The sequence below is a fragment of the Synechococcus sp. MIT S1220 genome, from assembly GCF_047303025.1.
Taxonomy (GTDB): domain Bacteria; phylum Cyanobacteriota; class Cyanobacteriia; order PCC-6307; family Cyanobiaceae; genus Parasynechococcus.
On sequence record NZ_CP138939.1, the window covers coordinates 640,217 to 659,701 of the forward strand.

Sequence of the window (19,485 nt, forward strand, 5' to 3'; positions counted from 1 at the left end):
TCCGCCAAGACGGACCTTGAGTGTCGCGACGGCGTGATGATCCCTTCCCCGAAGCGACTGTTTCCTTTGTCACTCATTCTTGGGTTGCTCGGGGGGCCCTGTCTGGAGATGGCGGCCCCCGTTTCGATGGCCAGGGCGCAGTCCGTTCGAGCCGTGGAATTGAAGGTGCGTCAGACCCCGAACGGTGTTGACGTGATCATGGCCGGGGTTGGTCCTGATGCTCGTTTGGTGGATCAGCGCTTAAGTGCCAATGCTTGGGCGGCGCGCTTGTTGGCCCCATCCAGTAGCGGCCTCAGTCGCGGATCTCAGCAAATGGCCTTGCCTTCGGCGGGGCTGCAGTCGATCCGCCTCACGGGGAGCGGCTCCAAGCTGGATCTCCTTGTGGAAACAGGGCCTGGTGTGCAGCTTCCATCGCCGGAGATCAGCGACAACGGATTGGATCTGACCCTGCGATTTCCTGGGCTTGGACCACGCGCCATCAGCACGACCGGTCAGCTCGATTTGAGGCGACCTGGACGTGTGGCGCAACCGACCTATGTGCCACCGATGCGCCCTCGAGCGGTGGCGCCACCGTTGGGCGACATGGCCGTGGGCACGATGTTGATCAACAACCGTAGTTTCGTGAATGTGAGTGGGCCACCAGTCACGCTCACCTTGAACGACGCACCTGCGAAGGATGCGCTGATGGCTCTGGCTCGTCTTGGTGGTTATGGGTTCGTTTACGTGGACGATGACATTGCTGGAGGAGGTGTATCAACGAGGGCTGATTCCGGTTCCATCCTGAGCGTTCCCGTCACGATGGCGTTCAGAAACGAGCGATTTGACCGGGCTCTGAACAGTGTGCTGCTCGCTTCCGGGTTGCAAGGCAAGTTGGACGGCCGCACATTGATGGTGGGAAGTGCTGTGTCGGCAAAAACCTTTGGACCGCAAATGTCCAAGGTGTTCCGCTTGAATCAGGTTGAAGCGGACAAAGCAGCTCAATACCTAGCGAATCTGGGTGCGCAAATCAGTGTCACGATCACCGAAAGTCAAACGGACAGAGATTATGAGACTACGGGTGCGTCAACGGACAGTCAAAATGTGACTGAATCAAGCACGGAATCATCTCGTGAGCGGGTTGAAACCTATGGAGCATCAACGGGTCCTTTGTTGGGTTTAACGGGAACAACAGATAGTCGTTTGAGCACGATCACACTGATTGGTGATCCTCTTTTAATTAGTGTGGCTGAGGCCTATCTGAAGCAGCTGGATTTGCGTAAGCGGCAAGTGGCTGTGAAGGTGCAGATCCTCGCTGTTCAGTTGGACAACAACAAGGCAATCGATTCCAGTTTCTCGGCTCGGATGGGGGATGCTTTTATTGTCAGCCAGAATGGTACGGCCCATATCAATTTTGGGAAAAATAAGCCAGGTAATAGCGATGGAACCGGTGTTTATGACCCCGAAGGAACGGGATATGGCGAGGTTGGTGCTTACCAAGCCAGGGTGCCCGGCGTGCCAGCTCGATCTGTGTTGGACCCTGTTGTTGAGGAAAACCGAGTCGTTAATCCTCCGTATGTTCAGGCTCAGAAGGAAGTGACTCTGGCAGACGGTACAACTGAAATGGTTGAATTATTGGATCAGCAGGGCAGGCCTATTTATGTTCCAAGTACAGATCCAGCTGCAGAACCTCAATTGGTTCAAGTGTTCGATAGTAAAGGACGTCCTATTTACGTCCCATCTACAGATCCAGCTGCGGATCAGGTGCTGAAGCCGCGCTACGACAAATATGGTCGTCCAGTGTATGTGCCGGGAAAAGATCCTGCTAAATATGTTCAGTCCGATAATTCGTTTTATGCCTATATCGAGTCTGTGATTACGTCGACATCGGCCAAGGTTTTGGCGCAACCAACGTTGTTGGTCCAAGAAGGTGAGAAAGCAAAAGTTGAAACCGGTGAAAGTGTGATTACGGGAGTGGAAAAAAATGAGTCGGACAATGGAACAGTTACATTTACAAATGACCGGCAAATGGCTGGTTTAACTTTGGATTTGCAAGTGTTTAAAATTGATGACAACGGATTTGTAACAATGAAAATTCAGCCAAGCATTTCTGTTCCTAATTCTGCTGGCGTCCAAGAGAATGTTCAGATCTTTAATATCGATAAGCGGTCTCTTGATTCCGGGCGAATTCGTCTACGGGATGGTCAGTCTTTAATCCTGACTGGTGTGATTCAAGACAGGCAGGCTGAGCGGGCGACGAAATGGCCAATCCTCGGCGACATGCCAATAATCGGGCAATTTTTTCGCGATTCTAATTCCTCGCGATCGAAAAGTGAGCTCGTGGTTATCGTCACCCCTGCTGTCCTTGATGATGATCAAGGAGGAACCTACGGATATGGCTATCGACCGGCAACACCTGCTTCTCGTGAGCTGCTGCAATCGGATCGTTGACGCTTAAGGGATCATTGGAGCCAGCGCGCGGATGGCAATTGGGGCCAGAGTTTGGAGAGTCGACAGAGTTCCTCCTATCAATTTAGAGCCGAAACCATTGCCGTTTGGTTCTGGGTTTCCTGGCTTTTTCAAGACTTCAGTGCTGGCGATCTGCAATTGCTTCGCTTTTACAGAATCGCCTTGCTGCTCAAAGAGTCGTCCTGCGTGGGCCAAATCGTTTGAGGCAAGGGCAATTTTTTCCTGTTCTCCCCGGCTTATGCCTCGGGCCACCCAACTCAACGGTTCGTTCGGTTTGCTTTGAATGGCTGCACTGAAGAGTTGCTCCGCGTCTTGCCAGCGACCAGCGGATGCGGCGTCCACGCCCGCGTTGTGCAAGGCGGCATGACTGCGCACGCCTGTTTGGATTCCCTGGGCTCCTTGCCAATGGCTCTGTTCAAGCGCTTGCTCATCGAGTAGTGCGCCGCTGAGATCAGCGTTGCGAAGATCGGTGCCGTAGATCCTGCTGCCCCGAAGATCTGCTCCGCGCAGGGAGGCTCCGCGCAAACTGGTAAAGCTCAGGTCGCTGTCACGCAGCTTGGCGCCATCAAGTCTGGCCTGGCTGAGGTTGGCGCGTTGGAGTTGCGTGCCTGTCAGATCAGCATCCCGTAGATCGGCGTGCACGAGGTCTGCATCGGCCAGGTCGCAACGTCGGCAACTCTTGTGCTGCAGCACTCTGATCAGATCAGTGGGGTCACCAGCCCGGGCCAGATTGCTGCTGCTCAGCAGGCTGACCAGCAGCAACAGGGGCAGTGCGATCGGCATGCCGTCATTGCGGAGATTGCTTTGTTGTTGTATCGCCCTCGTTTCCCGGTGTCGACGGCTGTCCAGTCCGTTTAAGGGCTTGATCCACCGCTTCCTTAAAGGCGGGCCATGGCAATGCGCCTTCGATCACGGTGCCTCGATGCCGATGCTCGGCAAGGGTCGGACCAATCACGAAGGTTGGTGTGGCTTGGATGCCAAGCAGGCTCGCTTCAGACCGGTTGGCTTCAATGAGAGCCAAAGTTCTTGGATTGTTCATGCAGGCCTGAAGGGACGTTGTGTCGTCAATAACGCTCCCTGCAATCTCCATGACCCCTTTGCAGCTCAGGCAGGTTTGCTCCTTGAACAGAGCTGAATACACCTTCCAGTACGACGTTTGATCTCCCGCACAACGGGCCGCAGCGGCTGCTGGCACGGCATGGTTATGAAACGGAAGGGGCAAATCCTTGTGCACAAAACGCACCAAGCCTTTCTCGATGTAGGTGCTCTTTAATTTCGCCATCACATCATTGTGAAATTGTTGGCAATAGGGGCATTCGAAATCGCTGAATTCCAGGATGGTGATCGGTGCATCGGCTTGCCCCAGCGTTGGTTCTCCCTGAATCAACACATCTGTTGTGATTGTGTTTGGCGTGGGGGGTGGCCCCTCGCGTTGCTGGTGTTCTGCCTGTTTGAGGTCCCGCTTGGACGAAAGCCAGCGTTGAGCAATCAGCGTCGTAGCGCTGCCGACGGCCATGCCCAGCACCACCGCGAGGATGAGGAATCGTCGCGACGGCATCTGTCGCCAAACCATGTGCTGTTCCATGGTTATGGCACAGACGCTTCGTCCTGGATTCAATGATGTTGGACAGGGTCTCGGTTTGTGAGTTCTGGTGCGTGGCTTGATCTTGATCTCTTGCGTCAACGACGCGAGCAGACGGGGCAACGCGCCCCTGAAATTCTCCCTACGCGCATTTTTCTGCTGCGCGGTGCCTTGATCGGGGCCGTGTTGCCCGTGCTGCTGCTGCTCGCCTGCGGCTGGCAGTGGTGGCAGGCGCAGCATCTGGCATCAGAGGAACAGATGTTGCAAGCATCAGCAGCAGAACATGATGCGATGCAGCAGCAGCTCACGCAAAGCAGAGCGGATTTGGAGCGGTTGATCAGCACCAATGAAGCCATCGCCTCGGCGATGGCGGATGTGCGATCGAGTTCGGCGTTGCTGACAGATCTCAGTCAGCGGATTCCAAGCACGGTGACCCTTACGAGCATGAAAAGTGAGGGAAATGCCCTTGAGTTGGTGGGTGTGGCATCGCAGCCGACCGGGCTCAGGGATGTGAATGCCTTCCTCCTGCGTTTGGCGGCATCATCGATGTTTGATCCTTCAGAGGTGCGGCTGCAGCGAGCTGAGCTGGAGCGAACAGACACCCTGGAGAGATTGAGATTCACCGCACGTGCTTTGTTTGCGCCGGATGCAGCGCGAGCAACGCTGCCGCGATTGCCTGGCATCGGTGCTGATGGTCTGGCCAGCCGCGTTCGCGTGTTGCAGAAGGAGGGGTTGCTCAAATGACCAACTTTTCGGCCGGACGCGCGCCGCGGGCGGCGGCCTGGATGACACCGGAACGGGCGGTTGTTCTGATTCCGATCATTCTTGGTGTGTTGATTGCATCGATGCTGTTGATCTTTGGCTTCACACCGTTATCGGTGCTGGTGCGAGATCGTCAGGCGACGGTGGATCAACTCAAGCTCAAACGGGACGCAGTGCCTGGGTTGCGTCAGGAGCTCGAATCCCTGCGTGCCGATCAGGAGGCCCGTGAGAGCCAGAAGGATCAATTGCTCGGCTTGATTGCTGGAACGGCCGACTTGGCAACGTTCCTGGCTGAGTTGAATCTTCTTGCCTTGGCCGAATCGGTCACGATTACGGCGACTGAACCCGGTGAGATCGAGCGTTATGTGCCTCCCCCTGAACCTCCAGAGGGCGAGTCCCCAGACGAGGACCCCCCTATGGAAGGTATGGAGGTCCTTCCCACGGATCCGCTGCTGAATCGAGGTTTGGAGAAACGTTCCGCTGCGCTCACAGTGCAGGGCCCGTTTGAACATGTGTTGCGTTTTCTCCGTGCGTTAGAGAGTCTTCAAGTGTTCGTAATCATCAACGATCTCAGTGTTGAAGCGGAGCCAACTCCGATCGTGCGTAAGAAGATCGCTGAGGACTCTCCCTCAGCATCATTCACACGAATGTCACTCACACTCACGGCCTATGGACGGACGGCAGCGCTTGTCAAGTCAGGTATGGACTCTGCGCTTGAGGAACCAGAACCAATGGATGAACAGCCTTGAGGTTAAGGAGTTATGCGTTTCAGAAGTTTTTGCTCGTTATGTCAAGGTGCTGTTCTGAATAACTTTGGATGGTGTCATAAGCAGAATGAGTCTCTTTACTTATCAATTGGAGTTCTTCCAGTGGAGAAGGCTTGCTCCAAATGAACATGTTTTCGCGTGAAAGCCTGCTTAGAATGTATGCAATCGCTGGCTTGAGCTTGTGGAATGACCTATCTTTATGCTGGCTTGGGAATTGCGATGTTGACAGGAATTATGGCAATTTTTGAAATGAGTTTGTCTTTAACTGGCCGTACATTGATTCCTGCACAAGAGGATCCTTATTTTCAAGCTGTAAATTTCTCCGCAATCGATCGTGACTTCCTCAAATTGCTAAACGAAAATAGTCATCTCAATGCAATTGGAAAAAATGAAAAACGTTCAATTCTTTGCCAGAAGATAGAAAGTCATATTGAATCATTGACGAAAGGCAAATGCCCGCCTCAAGTTGAGTTTTGTGCCATCAAAGATTTCAAAGAGGATGCTTCAGTTTCTCCTGGTAGTGACGTTCCTTTTGCGTGTGCATTGAGGTCTTTGTCGTATAGAGTTATTGTCAATCCAGGGATTTCGCAGGATTATCAGCTTTTTTCCTGTATTCTTGATGGTAATGATGAACGTTGCTCTTTCGAGGGTTCGTAAATGATTGATGCTGTTGTGGGTGGTGTGATTATCGTTACGGCGACATCGTCTCTGTTGATGGCGTTGGATCTTGCTCAGAAGGCTTTTGATGAGTCAGGTCGTTATCCATTGACTACTGAAGAAAAAGATATTTTAGTGCGAGCTGGAATTGATCGAGATGATTCGGAAGATTTCTACGTAAAAAATATTCTTTCTCTGCCTCGCGATGCGCAGTAATCGTCAGGCTGATCTCCGTGGGATGACGGTGCTCGAAGTGCTTCTTGCGGTCATGATGCTCAGTGTCTTCACCGGTGTTGTGGCCACTGTGATGCAGTTCACCGTTCGCTTTATGGGGGAAGCTGAGCCGGGCACCGCTGATCCGGGTGGACAACTTCCCCACGGCGTTCTGATTGATCATCAAAAGATCCAGTTGGTGATGGATCGATTGGTCGACATCCTTCAGCAACCAGGAATCAGCAAAGAAAGGTTGGATGGAACTCTTCAGGGTTACAACCAAATTGCTTTTGATAACGCGACGTCTCGTGCTACGGCTTGCACTAAAGAGCGCGACCCTTTACTGGCTTGGGATTTACCAGGCAAGTCTCTTGAGATGCCAGCCGGCTATAGAATGTGTTTGTGGAAGACAACTCGAGCCGAACCTTCACTGAAAGACCTATTGGATCCGACAAAAAACTCAAAAGGCGGTGTGTATGTGCTTCAAGCACTTCCTGAAACCTTGAGTGCTTCTGGTCTTCCTGTTCGACGATTGTTCTGCCGACCGCGTCCTTACTGTTGATCGATGACCTCAACTCCTTTGGTCGGCGGTACATTCTTTGGCTTGGACATCAGCCAATTCCCTCAGCGTTTGTTCAATCTGAGACGTCGATTCTCCAAACGCGTACTGCTGTTGGAGTTTGGTTCTGATGCACTGCGTTACGCCGAGGCAAAAGTCTCCGTTGATGGTATTCAGCTGAATCATCTCAGTACATTTAAGTTGCCGGCTGATGCCTTGGATCGCGGTGTGCCAAGCGACCCTATGGCGATGGCAGAGTTGCTCAAGGAGATTTGTCTTGAGAAAAAGATTCCTGCCCATCGTGTGGCTGTTTGTTTGTCTCCAGAGGTTGCTTTTCAACGGGTGATTCAACTGCCAGCTGATCTAACCGATGAGCAAGCACGTTTGTATGTGTTAGATCCTGCCAATGGCATTCAAATTCCATTCCCGTTAATTCAAACTGATTTTGATCTTTGTTCATTTTCTTTTGGTTCTGAGCTCAGTGAAGACCAAGGTATGAAGGATTATCTTCTTTCAGCAATTCCTCAGGTTTTGGTGGATCAGGTGATTGCCATGCTCGAGCTGGCGAATCAGGAATTGCAACTTCTCGAATTGGGCTGTTTCAGCCACTTACGCTTAATTCGAGACGACTTGTTGGCGATCACTCAAGATCAAGTCCATCTGGTTCTCGAACTTCTTCCAGACTGCAGTTATTTCATGGTCGTAGGGAATTCGGGGCCGATGGCTGTCGACAGACTTGCTGCAATTCGCACATTTCCAGAACCTGAGTTTGATGAAGATCAAACTCTGAGTGTTTTACAGAATCATGTCAATGCCGAATCACTAATTATTCAGGAAGAGAGCTACCTTCCGATTTCTGAACTTGATCTCCGCGCTTTGATTCTTGATCTCAAGTCTTCCCTTAAGAATTTCAATGAACGATTTCCCAACCGTGTGATTAGCTGTTTGCATTTGATGGGAAGCAATACATCGCATCCAAATTTGGCTGAGTTGTTGACCTCCGAGCTTGGCTTGAATTCTGTTGTGTGCAAGCCATTGTTGGCGCCAGGTCTTCTCGCAGCGCAAGCCGACGATCCTTTGCTTCAAGGAAGCATCAATCGATTGGTTGGATTGGCACTTGGCCTTCTACCCAAAAAAATGTTGCTTGCAACATCTCAACACTCTTCTAAAGAAAGTTTGGATGTCAAGCTGAGTTCAATAAGTACTCTGTCAGTTGTTGATGTCGTTGCGGGTAGATTTGCTCAGCCGTCATCTTCGACGACCAATCAATCTGAAATGTCTAATGGTCTTGTTCTATCAACGCAGCAACTTGCTGAACAACAAGAACTTGAATTTCAGCCAGATAGTGAGAATAACCTACGCCCATTACCCCTGGGTGAACGTGAGCCGGCTGAAGTCAATGAATCGACTTTAGTGTTGCTAGAGGATTCCAGCGTAGTTCCCGGAATACTCAACCTAATAGAAGATGAACAGCCAGATGAAGTAGACGATTTGACTGACATTCAGAGCCGACGACCCAGTGTTAATCCTGAGATGGTAAGTTTTGATGCTCAGCTCGTTGATGAAAAAAATGAGCCTGACCAAATCAGTTTGATGCCCGAAGATCCATCACAATGGCCAAGTATCCAGAAGGCTGAGCTTGAAGACGATCATGACGCTGATCGGAACCCAGTCGTTGCAAAGGCCGATGACTCGGATCAGGATGTTGTGATCGCATTGGATGACGGATTGCAATGGCCCTCCATTCAGAAGGACCGCGATGATGATCAGCCTGAGAAGAGCATTGATCGACACTCTATGTCCAGCGACCAGCTGGTCGCGTCTGAATCCTCAGTGGAAAGTTCATCAGCCTGGCCAAGCATCCAAAAGGCTGAGCTTGACGACGATCAGGATGTTGATCGGAACCCAGTAGAGGCGATGGCTGATGACTCGGATCAGGATGTTGTGATTGCATCGGATGAAGAATTGCGATGGCCATCGATTCAAATTGATGGAATTGACAATCTTTCAGGTGCTTCAACTGATCAAGGCTTGATTGTCAACAATCAGGATGCTCAGGTCGCACCTTCGTTGGAGGATCAAGAATCATGGCCGAGTATTCAGAAAGTTAATCGCGAGGACGATAGCAAGGCAATAGGAACTGATCGCCCATCCATGCTGGAAAATTTGGATGTGGAACCTAAGAGTTCGTTGGATGAGGCTTTGCGCGGTTCAGTTATTCAAAATATTGGCGATGAAGCGATGCACAAATTAGAGAATAATCCTGATGCTGTCGTTGTCAGTGAGGATACCGATAATGATCTGTTGTTGATTCTCAATGATGTTGTGCAGGAAGAGATTGGTTCTGTGGAGGCTTCTCAGAATTCCTCTTTGTCTACCTCTGAGACGTCTCTTGATCTGAACCTGGCTGCACAGTTGCGGGATGATATTCGTGACGATGAACTGAATCAGTGCAACGATGGTCCTGTCACTGAATCTAAAGCTGAACATTTAGAAGAATCGTCTGATTCTATCCCTGGCCTTCCTAAAGTTAATGCCTCAGACACGTTAATTCCTAAACGAGGTCAATCATCTGTCGAGACGGATGACAAAACGACTGAAGATTACTCCTTTGGTGAATTGCGCTTTCAAGACGATTGATTTTTACCCCATATTTTGAATTAAACTGAACATTGGTAGATATAATGCAACCACGATGGTGCCGACAATTCCCGCAACCACAAACACGACAGCTGGCTCCATTGCCTTTGTCAGAGATGAAACAGCAGACTCGACTTCGCGTTTGTAAAAAACAGATAACTTTTCAAGCATAAAGCTCAATTGTCCTGTTTCTTCTCCAATTTTGATCATCGATACAACAAGCTTTGGAAATGTTCCACTTCTTCCTAGAGAATAATTTAATTCTTGCCCTTGCTGAACGAGGTGGATGCCTTGTCGAATGGTGCGTCGGATCACCTCATTTGAGCTGGCTGAAACGCACCGCTCTAATCCCTCAACAATTGGGATCCCCGAGTTGACGAGAGTCGCTAGCGTGTCGCACATGCTTGCCATCTCCGCACGCAAGATCAGATCGCCAAACAGTGGTATCTTCAGGAGTAATCGATCGATATTGAGTCGACCTTTCGATGAAGAGTAGTATTTGCTAAATAAATAACTACCTGCAATAACAGCAATTGGTCCACCAACCGCGAATTGGAGTGAAGTGACAACCTTGGACAATTCCAAAAGGAATGTTGTTAGTGCTGGAAGTTCGGCTCCCATGCCGTCAAACATATCTTTGAATTTTGGAACAATAAAAATCAAAAGTCCAAGGCTCACGGTCACTGCTAGTAAGAGGACAATGGCTGGATAGATCATGGCTCCAATGAGCTGTCCTTTTAATTTCGCCTTTTCTTCCATCAAAAGTGCGATCCGATCCAGGACGCTTTCAAGGATTCCCCCTGCTTCCCCTGCTTCAATCAGACCAACTGTCAGTGGTTCAAACACTTTTGGGAAATTCCGAAGGCTTAAAGACAGCTCTTCACCAGCACTTAATCTTGCTGCTATTTGTTGAACACAGCTGCTGAGATTTTGATTGGTCATGTTCTCAGCAATCAATGTCAGTCCTTGTGCCAGTGGCACACCGCTTTGCAGAATCACGGCCAGCTGGCGAAAAAAGACGAGTAGATCCTTCTGTGGAACTTTTAAATTTTTGCCAACAGCTTTTGTTTTGACTGTTCTAGGCTTACTTCCTTCTCCTCCAGCTTTATTCGAGGTTGGCGCTGAGATCGTCGAGCTGTTTGATTTTGAGCCATAACTAGCCATGATCAGTTCGTCACCAGCGTCGCTAAAATAGCTTTCGGATTCGATGCTTTGCCCATCGCTTCTTCTTGGCTCACTTGCCCTTCTTCGATCAATTGCATGAGGCATTGTTCAAGGGTATTCATTCCTTCTTTGCTTCCGGTTTGAAGTTGAGAGTAAATCTGGCTTACTTTTCGTTCACGAATCAAGTTAGCAATGGCCGGCGTGTTGATCAGGAGCTCATACGCCAAGGAACGTTTGCCAATCGTATTTTTGCAAAGTGTTTGGGACATGATTCCCAAGAGCGAGGTTGACACTTGCAGCCGGGCTTGCTCCTGTTGATCCCCTGGGAACACATCAACGATTCTTTCAACAGTTTTTGCTGCAGAGGATGTGTGTAGTGTTCCCAGGACAAGGTGACCTGTTTCTGCAGCGGTAATCGCTAGCTGTATGGTCTCAAGGTCGCGCATTTCTCCGATATAAATCACATCAGGATCCTCTCGCAAGGCGGCCTTAAGAGCTGAGGCAAACGTTTCGGTGTCTCGCTTGACTTCCCGTTGATGAATGATTGAGGTGCGTGAATGGTTGAATTCAAATTCAATCGGATCTTCAATGGTGAGGATATGTCGTTTCTGAGTTTCTAAAATACAATTAATAAAAGCCGCTAAAGTTGTAGATTTTCCAGAACCAGTTGGCCCTGTACAAAGCACAAGTCCACGGTGTTTATGTGTTAAGTCGATAAATGGTTGTGGAAGCCCAAGATCTTGCCATTTTGGTAAATTATCTGGCAAGATTCGTAAGGTGAGACAACGCTTTTCATTGGCGACATAAGCATTAATACGAATTCTTGATAGTCCGTCCAAGCCAATGGACGTATCCAAATCGTTTCTGTTTTGAAATTGCTCTAATTTCTCTTGCCCCATGATTTCAAGCAGAAGCTTTGTCATGTCATCTGGACTTAAAATATTCTCTAAAATTTTGATATCTGAATTGACGCGGATGGCGATTGGTGATCCTTCCTCAAGGTGAATATCTGAGGAACCGGCTTTGATGGCAAAATCAACAATCTGACGTGCAAGCCCCATGATGTTTGAAAAAGATTGTTTTTAGAATTCCGTATTGCAGATTTTCTGAAGTTCAGAAATCGTTGTGAGTTGTTGCCGGATCAGATCTACAGCATAGCTTTTGAGTGTCAACATGCCACTATCAACGGCAATGCCCTCGATTTCGTGTGTCGCCTTTTTTTCTTTGATGGCATCACGGATTGGCCGGTTGATTTTCATCAGTTCATAGGTACCAATGCGTCCCTGGTAGCCACTGCCATTGCAGCGGGTGCATAGCGTGCCCTCCTGTTTGCGTTGTTGTTTGTCCTCGGCATTCAGGCTTGTTGCGAACCGCACTGACGTGCCAACATTCAACGTTGTGAAATGCGCTTCAGCGTCATTGATGGGGCGTTCCACACTGCATTCTGGGCACACTTTGCGGAGCAGTCGTTGTGCAAGAACACCGCGAAGTGATGCATTGAGTTTGTAGCTTGGCACTTCCATATCCATCAAACGTGTTAACGAACTTGACGCACTGTTGGCGTGCAAGGTTGTAAAAACGAGGTGCCCTGTTTCAGCTGCGTCCATCGAGGATTCTGCAGTTTCTGGATCTCTTGTTTCACCAATCAGGATCACGTCCGGGTCTTGCCTGAGGAAGGTTCGCAGCAGGTTGGCAAAGGTTTGACCCTTCGCTCGAATCACTGGAAACTGTTGGATGTTCCCACCCAGGTCATATTCGATGGGGTCTTCTGCCGTCACAATATTCAACTCACCACTGTCTTTTTCCCGGAGGGCTGAGGCTAATGTTGTTGATTTGCCCGAGCCTGTTGGGCCCGAAACGATAATAATTCCATTGGCTTCATTGATGATGGATCGGAAATCATTGCGCACTTGTTCGTTGCTCACCAATACATCCAAACTCAGCATGTCTGAGTTGCTGTTGAGGATCCTCATGACCATCTTCTCGCCATATTTTCCTGGTGCTGTGGCGCATCGGAATTCCATCAATTGACCTTCAAAGCGTCTTCTAATTTTTCCATCCTGTGATTGACGACGTTCTGCGATATCCATTTGTGCCATATTTTTAAGGCAAGCCGTCAATTTGATTCCAGCGGAGCGAGGCATGCTGACGTAATTCTGCATGACCCCATCGCGTCGAACCCTGATTTTGTAATCTTCCTGTCTGGGTTCAACGTGAATATCTGACACTCCAGACCGGCATGAATGAATGAGTACTTTTGCTGCTGCTTGTTGAATTTTGCTGCCCATCATTTCTGAGGACAGGTCCATGGCCTGCTCTTCAATGATCTGTTCATCGCTGTCATCGAAGTCAAAATCAAACCCTTTGTTTGAACCGTCTCCATCGGCTTCCTTGAGGGCATCTAATATGGCGTCGTCACTGAATTCAAAGGAATCCAGTGCCTGATCACTCATCAGCCGTTCTTGGGCGGCTTGATCCAGTAAGGCTTGAATATCAGTCGCTGCTTTTTCAATGAACTGGCACTCCAGATCAGCAGCTGCAGCTCGCTGCTTGATGAAGTCACCGATTGTGGCGAGATAACTAAAATTGCCGATCGCTACGGTTAATTTTTGACTTCCCGTGTTTTCGTTAAATTCAATCCCCAAGGGAACAACAATATTTTCTCTGCACCATTGAAGCGAGAAGTGCTTGTCTACGAGTTCGCGAATTGTTGTTGGTCCTGTTTGCATATCTTCTGGTTAGTTTTAATTGCACCAAGTGGTGCTTATCTCGGTGCATCCAAACTTTTTCCACTGTGATGGATATTTGCACCTGATATGTGGTAAAGGATCTTTTAGCACCTCTTTTGGAGCACAGGTTTTTACTCCGCAGCTCGAAGCCTTGAATGCATCTTCATCAGTCTTGAAGTTTTCGCCCTCGCATAGCCAGTTCACATCGCTGCAAACACCTTTCCCTCCTGCTTGTGCGACAAATTTTCCTTTAAACTTCTCTGCTTTCTTTTTATCGATTTCAAGTTGGCAAGCTGCTGATTCATTTTCGCTAATACATGTCTCCATTAAAACTTGTGTTTTTTTGTCTTCGCCAAGGCACAAATAGCGTGTGCTGCCGTCGCTGAATGTTGTTTTACCTGTTGTAAGTTGTTTCTCATGATATTTTTCTTGCCATTTCAGCTTGGAGCCAGCATCGCTGCCTTCAAAAAACCAATATTTGTCTGGACTGCATTCAGAAGGTGTTAAGGCTGTTGGATTTCCATTAGCATGAAGATTAGTTTTCTTATCCTTCTCGTATTCTTTTAATTTGGCTGTGCAAATCACACCTTTTTTGTCAGTCACTGCTTGGTCATAGGCTTCTTTTGAGTAGTAAGGAGTGCTATCAAGAACCCATACTTTCTGGACGCATCCTTTTGTTGTACACGTGCTGGTTTTGTAATTCTCGGTTGGACTATCAGGACAACCTCTTTCAGCATCATTGTCCCATTTTGTAGTCTCACCATTCCCTGGATTCTTGAGAAATTTTTCGTAATTAGTAGTGCATTTGTCTTTGGTATCTTGAATATTTTTTTTGTGATCGAGCAGTTTTTGGAGTTTGTCGTCAACGGTGCAGTTGATGCCTGCCCATTTCTTGCAGGAATTCATGCTGCCTTGGTCTGAAGACGATGGCTTTGCTGTTTTGGTGAGTTTTCCATCTATTACGGAGAAGCCGATCGGAAAACGAACGTCTTTTTTATTTGCTGAAGATGATTCTATAGAAAATTGTTGACAGGTGGCTTTCCCGTCTGAAATCTTGTAGCCATATTGTTCTAAATTGGTTGCGTTGACGATTGAATCATTGATTTTGTTTTTTGCAGTGGAGTCAGTGAGCCTGCTGTTTTGAAGGCAGTCGGCTGCTGCGCTATTCAAAAGGGCTTTGACTGCATCAATGTTATTGAAATCAAGAACTCTCATGAAATTAGGAAGAGCCAGGCTTGACAAAATGCCAAGCCCTGCCAAAACAACGATCAACTCGAGTAAAGAAAAGCCTTTTTGGTTAATCGTTGTCTTCATGCCTTAAATCAACTTACTTCCAGGCGTCCGATGTAACGGCTGTTGATTCTGCAGCTGTATTACAGCCTATGTTGTAAGTCTTGGCGCCGGCTGCCTTTGTTCCAGTTTTGCACTGTTTGCTTCCATCCGTCTCCACGTAGAACGTCGGAAATTTGTTGGCAACTTTTGGTATGGCAACGACTGAGTTAATCGCTCCAGCATTTGTAAAACATTCGTACTTTCCAGTTGCGGCCGCGGCGCCAACTCCGGTGCCCGCAGCATTTGACTCAATTTTGAAATCCGCGAGGGAAGGATTATTAAAGGTATCGGTGATGGCTGTCTGGCCACGTGCCTTGAACACTTGGCATTCCTTAAAGGCTGTAATTGCTGCCTGCTGTGCTGAACGGGCAGCTGCGTCGTCACTGACCCCCAGGAAGTTGGGCAGTGCAATGGCCGTGAGCACCGCCAGCACAGCAATCACAACGACCAGCTCGATCAAGGAGAAACCTTTTTCGCCTGGCTTGCGGTTCAGAACTCTGCGGGTGCTTGGGTTCTGCAGGTAGGCCTGAAGCAGGCTCATCGGTTCAGCGCATGGTCTATCAATCATTAGTAGCGCGCATTTCTTTGTCAATACGTCGGTTGTCGTTGCCTGCAGCCCGTCAGGATTGAGTCGCAGCGAACCACGTCATGGCATCTGTTCACGGTGGCGAGCTTCAGCAAGCCCTGCTGCGTCTGGGTTGTCGTCCCGTTGACCTGCTCGATGCCAGTGCTTCATTGGCCCCATGGACGCCACGACTGTGGCGGATGATGTCTCTGGCGATTCGTCATTACCCCGATCGAACCCATCAACGGCTGATTTCCCTGATCGCGGCGGTGCATGGGGTGCCTGCCGAGTTGGTGCTCCCCGGTAATGGCGCCGCTGAACTATTCACTTGGGCGGCCCGTGATGCGGCTGAGGCAGGGCTCAGTGTTGTGCCAGCTCCGGGCTTTGCTGATTACGGCCGGGCCTTGCGCTGTTGGCACGGCGAGGTTGATGAGCAGCCGCTGCCACTGACCTGGCCGGCCGCCTTCCCCCAGCCCTATCAGCCACCGGCACATGGTGAGGTGGTTTGGATTTGCAACCCTCATAACCCCACCGGCCAGCTCTGGAGCCGTGCCTCGCTTGCACCCTTGCTCAGCCGTCATGCCCTGGTGATTTGCGACGAAGCGTTCCTGCCTCTGGTGCCCGATGGCGAGTGCCAATCGTTAATTCCGCTGGTGGCGGAGCATCCCAACCTGGTGGTGGTGCGCAGCCTCACCAAGCTCTATGGCATTGCTGGGGTGCGGTTGGGCTATGCCATTGCTCAGCCGGAGCGCCTGCAGCGCTGGGCTGCTTGGCGCGATCCCTGGCCGGTGAACGGGATCGCCACGGAGCTGGCCGAACGGTTGCTGCAGGATCCTCGCCATTACAGGCGTTGGTGCCAGCGCGTCCAGGCTTGGTCCGCTCAGCAAGGTGCCTGGATGCAGAAGCAGTTGAGTGCACTGCCGGAGCTCATGCCTTTGCCGTCAGCGGCGAACTTTCTATTGATCAGGGGAGAGAAAAGCCTGGTGCCGTTGCGGGAGGCGATGGAACAGCGCCATCACATCCTGCTGCGCGACTGCGGTTCCTTTGCTGGCTTAGGTGAGTGCTGGTTGCGGATCGGTCTGCAGAGTCCCCGCCACAACCGCCAGATCATCCACGCCTTGAGACAGGAACTCCGGGGTTGAGGGCACCCGGCTGAGATTGATCCTGATCAGTTGCCCTGGCTCGTGAGCTCTTCAAGCAGCTCTGCCAGGCGATGCTCCGCATCCCGCACTGCCAGTTGTTCCATGCCCTTGCGCATCGCTATTAGGGGGTCTGGTGTGTTGGATGCGGGCTCCAGCCGGTGGGCCAGCAGGCGGATCAGTGCCCTGCTCAGGGCATGGTGCTCTGGCTCGTGTTGGTGCACGATCACGCTGCCGCCGAATTCCGCGGCGCAGGCGGCATTGGCTTCCTGATGATTGTCCGCAGCCTGGGGGAAGGGCACCAGCAGGCTGGGTGTGCCACACACTGCCAATTCACTGATGCTGCCGGCACCGGCGCGGCTGATCGCCAGATCAGCGTGTTGCAGCAGCCCTGGGATCTCATCGCTGAAGGGTCGCTCCGCCAGCAGCGGATGCCGCAGCTGCCCCACGTCTGGGTCGTTGCTGCCGGTGAGGTGCACAACGCGGCAACCTTTGGCGAGCAGCTGCGGCAACGCCGCTCGCACCATCCGGTTCAGTCCCACGGCGCCCTGGCTGCCGCCCATCACTAGCAGCAACGGCCCAGCGCCAGCGGGAACCCAGCTCGGCAGGTATTGCCCTGTAAGAAAGGCGGCACGCACCGGGGTGCCGGTCATCAGGGGCTGGCAGCCGGGAATGCGCTCAGCCGCCGCCGGTAGCCCCACAGCAACCTGGCTGCAAAAGCGACCCAGCAGGCGGGTGACCCGGCCAGGAATCGCATTGGATTCATGCAGCACCACGGGGATGCCGCACAACTTCGCGCCAAGAATGGCGGGGGCGGCGATGTAGCCGCCGGTGCTGAACACCACCTCGATCCCGTGGCTCTTGATCAGTTGCCGCACCGTGAATGCCGCTCCCAGCAGCCGCAGCAGTTGGATTAGCTTGCGCAGTCCGTGACCCTGCAAACCTCCAGCCCGCACGGTGATCAGGTCATAACGCTCGGGCACCAGGCTTGTCTCCAGCCGGTCGGGGACGCCAAGCCAACGGACGTTCCAGGGCGCTGGGAGGTCTTCGGCAACAGCAAGGGCCGGGAACAGGTGACCACCGGTGCCGCTGGCCGCAATCAGAAGCCGGGTCATGGCGGCAGACGTCCCTGGTGAAGCGGCTTAACTTAGGGCGACCCTCAAGGACCATCCGGTGCATTTCCACCTGCGAGCAGCTGCTGCCGCCGTCGTGAGTGGCGTGCTCCTGCCGCTGGTTGCGTCATCGGCACGGGCTGCGGATGGATTCAGTGCCCGGCTGCAGCAGGCCCTCAACGGTGGAGAGGTTGAGGCGCTGGAAGCGCTGCTCTCTCCTGAATTGTTGGAGCCATTCCAAAGCCGCTACAGCCGTTTCCTGGCGGACTTTCCCGATGCCACTTGGACGGTGCGGCCCCTCACCACCAGGCCGGATGGGCGCCGCAGCTTGGAGTTGGTGGTGCGCGGCGAGCGAGAGGGGGATGGACTTCGCTATCGCCTCGATGCCAGTCAGCGCCTGGCGGTGCGGATTGAAGCGGGTCGCATGCTGGAGCAGGAGGTGTTGGCTGAGCAGTCGTTGTTGCACAGCGGAGCCGCTGCGGTGCCGGTGACCCTGGCGATTCCCGATGCGGTGCTTACCGGCAGCCGTTACGACGTTGATGTGATCGTCGATCAACCGCTCGGCAAGGCTGTGGTGGCTGGTGGATTACTCAGCCTTACGCCTGAGCAGGTGGATCAGCAGATTCGGCCTGACCTGTCGCTTGAGCCAATGGGTGGTGGTGGCCTGTTCAAGACGGTTCAGGCTCCGCAGCGCCCGGGCCTGCAGAACTGGGCCGCCATGCTGGTGCATCCCCAGGGCGTGATCACGATCACCAAGCGGGTTCGGGTGGTGAGCGATCGCAACGATCTATCCCGCTGATCCTGGGTGCTCTCATGGCCGGAGCGCTTGGGTTGCTCGGCTTGGCGTTGAGAATTTTGGCGTTTTGGATGGCGTTGTTTAAGGGCGCCTTGCATCGGTGTCGTCCAGAGCGCGGCGCAGGCCGGCCACATCCTCATCACCGTGTCCGGCGTCGATCAATGTTTCTTCGATTTGGCGCACCAGCTCGGTCACCGGGAGCTGGAGCTTCAGGGCGGAGGCGGCGTCCAGGGCAATGCCGAGGTCTTTGTGATGCAGCGCGAGTTTGAACCCGAGCGGGTAATGGCCTGCGAGCATCGCTTGCGAACGATGCTTGAGGGCCCAGGAGCCAGCCGCTCCATCCTTGAGTGCCGAGATCACAGCATCCATCGGCAGATTGAGCCGTTGGCCCAGCGCCACGGCCTCCGCCACGGCCGCATAGCTGCCGGCCACCAGCACCTGATTCACCGCCTTCACCTGTTGCCCACTGCCCACAGCTCCGAAGTGGTGCACGCTGCCGCCGATCACCTCCAGCAGCGGTTGCACCCGTTCAAGCGCGCTGCTCTCGCCACCCACCAGCACGGTGAGGGAGCCGGCCCTGGCGCCTTCGGTTCCACCGGTCACCGGAGCATCGATGTAGGCCACGTCCATCGCCGCGAGCCGTTTGGATGCTGTGCAGGCGCAGGCCGGCGAGATCGTTGAGCAGTCCACAACGATGCTGTCCGGTTGCAGGGATTCAGCGGCACCATTGGCTCCGAACAGCACGGTGTCCACCGCCTGATCGTCGCTGACGCAGAGCAGCAACACATCCCGCTCCGCCGCCGCTGCTGCGGGCGTGGTGCAAGGTTGGCAACCAACCAGCCCTGGATCGGTTTCCGCATGGCGACTGCGGGTGTGGACTCGTAAGGCGTAGCCGGCACGATTCAGATTCACGGCGATCGGCAGGCCCAGGGCTCCCAGCCCCACCACGCCGATGCGCAAGTCAGATCTGGTCATGGTTTGGTGCAGAACCATTCAGATCTTCGCGGTTCAGCTTCGTCAAAG

General features: G+C 52.1%; 18 protein-coding genes. 9 read left to right on the top strand and 9 right to left on the bottom strand.

Features of this window, described 5'->3' with window-relative positions; all coding sequences use genetic code 11:
- Positions 1-36: 36 nt before the first annotated feature.
- Positions 37-2,427, top strand: coding sequence for a type II secretion system protein GspD (locus tag SIB64_RS03095; RefSeq protein WP_413442848.1), 2,391 nt, complete (start codon positions 37-39; stop codon positions 2,425-2,427).
- 3 nt (positions 2,428-2,430) lie between these two features.
- On the opposite strand, the gene SIB64_RS03100 is transcribed toward SIB64_RS03095, so the two are convergent.
- The gene (locus SIB64_RS03100; RefSeq protein WP_413441863.1) at positions 2,431-3,228 is read right to left on the bottom strand and encodes a pentapeptide repeat-containing protein; all 798 of its coding nucleotides are present in this window, start codon (positions 3,226-3,228) and stop codon (positions 2,431-2,433) included.
- A gap of 4 nt (positions 3,229-3,232) precedes the next feature.
- On the bottom strand, positions 3,233-4,030 hold the full coding sequence (locus SIB64_RS03105; RefSeq protein ID WP_413441864.1) for a DsbA family protein: 798 nt from the start codon (positions 4,028-4,030) through the stop codon (positions 3,233-3,235).
- Between the two features lie 57 nt (positions 4,031-4,087).
- Here SIB64_RS03105 and SIB64_RS03110 point away from each other — a divergent pair, with 57 nt between their 5' ends.
- From SIB64_RS03110 to pilM, 6 genes are all read left to right on the top strand, one after another.
- Positions 4,088-4,771, top strand: coding sequence for a PilN domain-containing protein (locus SIB64_RS03110; RefSeq protein WP_413441865.1), 684 nt, complete (start codon positions 4,088-4,090; stop codon positions 4,769-4,771).
- Positions 4,768-5,538 carry a hypothetical protein gene (locus tag SIB64_RS03115; protein WP_413441866.1) on the top strand — a complete coding sequence of 257 codons (771 nt, stop codon included), beginning with the start codon at positions 4,768-4,770 and terminating at the stop codon, positions 5,536-5,538. Before SIB64_RS03110 ends, SIB64_RS03115 begins: the two co-directional genes overlap by 4 nt.
- A 204-nt stretch (positions 5,539-5,742) precedes the next feature.
- A complete protein-coding gene (locus tag SIB64_RS03120; protein WP_413441867.1) occupies positions 5,743-6,213 on the top strand; it encodes a hypothetical protein in 471 nt (156 codons plus the stop codon).
- Positions 6,214-6,429, top strand: coding sequence for a hypothetical protein (locus SIB64_RS03125; RefSeq protein ID WP_413441868.1), 216 nt, complete (start codon positions 6,214-6,216; stop codon positions 6,427-6,429).
- A complete protein-coding gene (locus SIB64_RS03130) occupies positions 6,419-6,988 on the top strand; it encodes a hypothetical protein (RefSeq protein WP_413441869.1) in 570 nt (189 codons plus the stop codon). Before SIB64_RS03125 ends, SIB64_RS03130 begins: the two co-directional genes overlap by 11 nt.
- Positions 6,989-6,991: 3 nt before the next feature.
- Positions 6,992-9,625 (top strand): type IV pilus biogenesis protein PilM, encoded by a 2,634-nt coding sequence (pilM, locus tag SIB64_RS03135; protein WP_413441871.1) that lies wholly within the window; start codon positions 6,992-6,994, stop codon positions 9,623-9,625.
- Between the two features lie 3 nt (positions 9,626-9,628).
- Here the strand turns inward: pilM and SIB64_RS03140 are convergent, their stop codons facing one another.
- The 5 genes from SIB64_RS03140 to SIB64_RS03160 form a co-directional block, all read right to left on the bottom strand.
- On the bottom strand, positions 9,629-10,894 hold the full coding sequence (locus SIB64_RS03140; protein WP_413441872.1) for a type II secretion system F family protein: 1,266 nt from the start codon (positions 10,892-10,894) through the stop codon (positions 9,629-9,631).
- Positions 10,792-11,850: a type IV pilus twitching motility protein PilT gene (locus tag SIB64_RS03145; RefSeq protein ID WP_413441873.1), complete on the bottom strand. Its 1,059-nt coding sequence runs from the start codon at positions 11,848-11,850 to the stop codon at positions 10,792-10,794. The genes SIB64_RS03140 and SIB64_RS03145 overlap by 103 nt, the downstream gene beginning before the upstream one ends.
- A gap of 21 nt (positions 11,851-11,871) precedes the next feature.
- Positions 11,872-13,080: a GspE/PulE family protein gene (locus SIB64_RS03150; protein ID WP_413441874.1), complete on the bottom strand. Its 1,209-nt coding sequence runs from the start codon at positions 13,078-13,080 to the stop codon at positions 11,872-11,874.
- 453 nt (positions 13,081-13,533) lie between these two features.
- Positions 13,534-14,832 carry a Tfp pilus assembly protein FimT/FimU gene (locus SIB64_RS03155; protein WP_413441875.1) on the bottom strand — a complete coding sequence of 433 codons (1,299 nt, stop codon included), beginning with the start codon at positions 14,830-14,832 and terminating at the stop codon, positions 13,534-13,536.
- A 13-nt stretch (positions 14,833-14,845) separates the two neighbouring features.
- A complete protein-coding gene (locus SIB64_RS03160; protein ID WP_413441876.1) occupies positions 14,846-15,391 on the bottom strand; it encodes a prepilin-type N-terminal cleavage/methylation domain-containing protein in 546 nt (181 codons plus the stop codon).
- 107 nt (positions 15,392-15,498) lie between these two features.
- Between SIB64_RS03160 and SIB64_RS03165 the strand changes: the two genes are divergently transcribed.
- Entirely contained in the window at positions 15,499-16,557 is a 1,059-nt protein-coding gene (locus SIB64_RS03165; RefSeq protein ID WP_413441877.1) for a pyridoxal phosphate-dependent aminotransferase, read from the top strand.
- Between the two features lie 26 nt (positions 16,558-16,583).
- On the opposite strand, the gene SIB64_RS03170 is transcribed toward SIB64_RS03165, so the two are convergent.
- Positions 16,584-17,669 (bottom strand): UDP-N-acetylglucosamine--N-acetylmuramyl-(pentapeptide) pyrophosphoryl-undecaprenol N-acetylglucosamine transferase, encoded by a 1,086-nt coding sequence (locus tag SIB64_RS03170; RefSeq protein ID WP_413441878.1) that lies wholly within the window; start codon positions 17,667-17,669, stop codon positions 16,584-16,586.
- A gap of 58 nt (positions 17,670-17,727) precedes the next feature.
- Between SIB64_RS03170 and SIB64_RS03175 the strand changes: the two genes are divergently transcribed.
- Positions 17,728-18,465, top strand: coding sequence for a hypothetical protein (locus SIB64_RS03175; RefSeq protein WP_413441879.1), 738 nt, complete (start codon positions 17,728-17,730; stop codon positions 18,463-18,465).
- A 78-nt stretch (positions 18,466-18,543) separates the two neighbouring features.
- On the opposite strand, the gene SIB64_RS03180 is transcribed toward SIB64_RS03175, so the two are convergent.
- Entirely contained in the window at positions 18,544-19,437 is an 894-nt protein-coding gene (locus tag SIB64_RS03180) for an NAD(P)-dependent oxidoreductase (protein ID WP_413441880.1), read from the bottom strand.
- Positions 19,438-19,485: the final 48 nt, after the last annotated feature.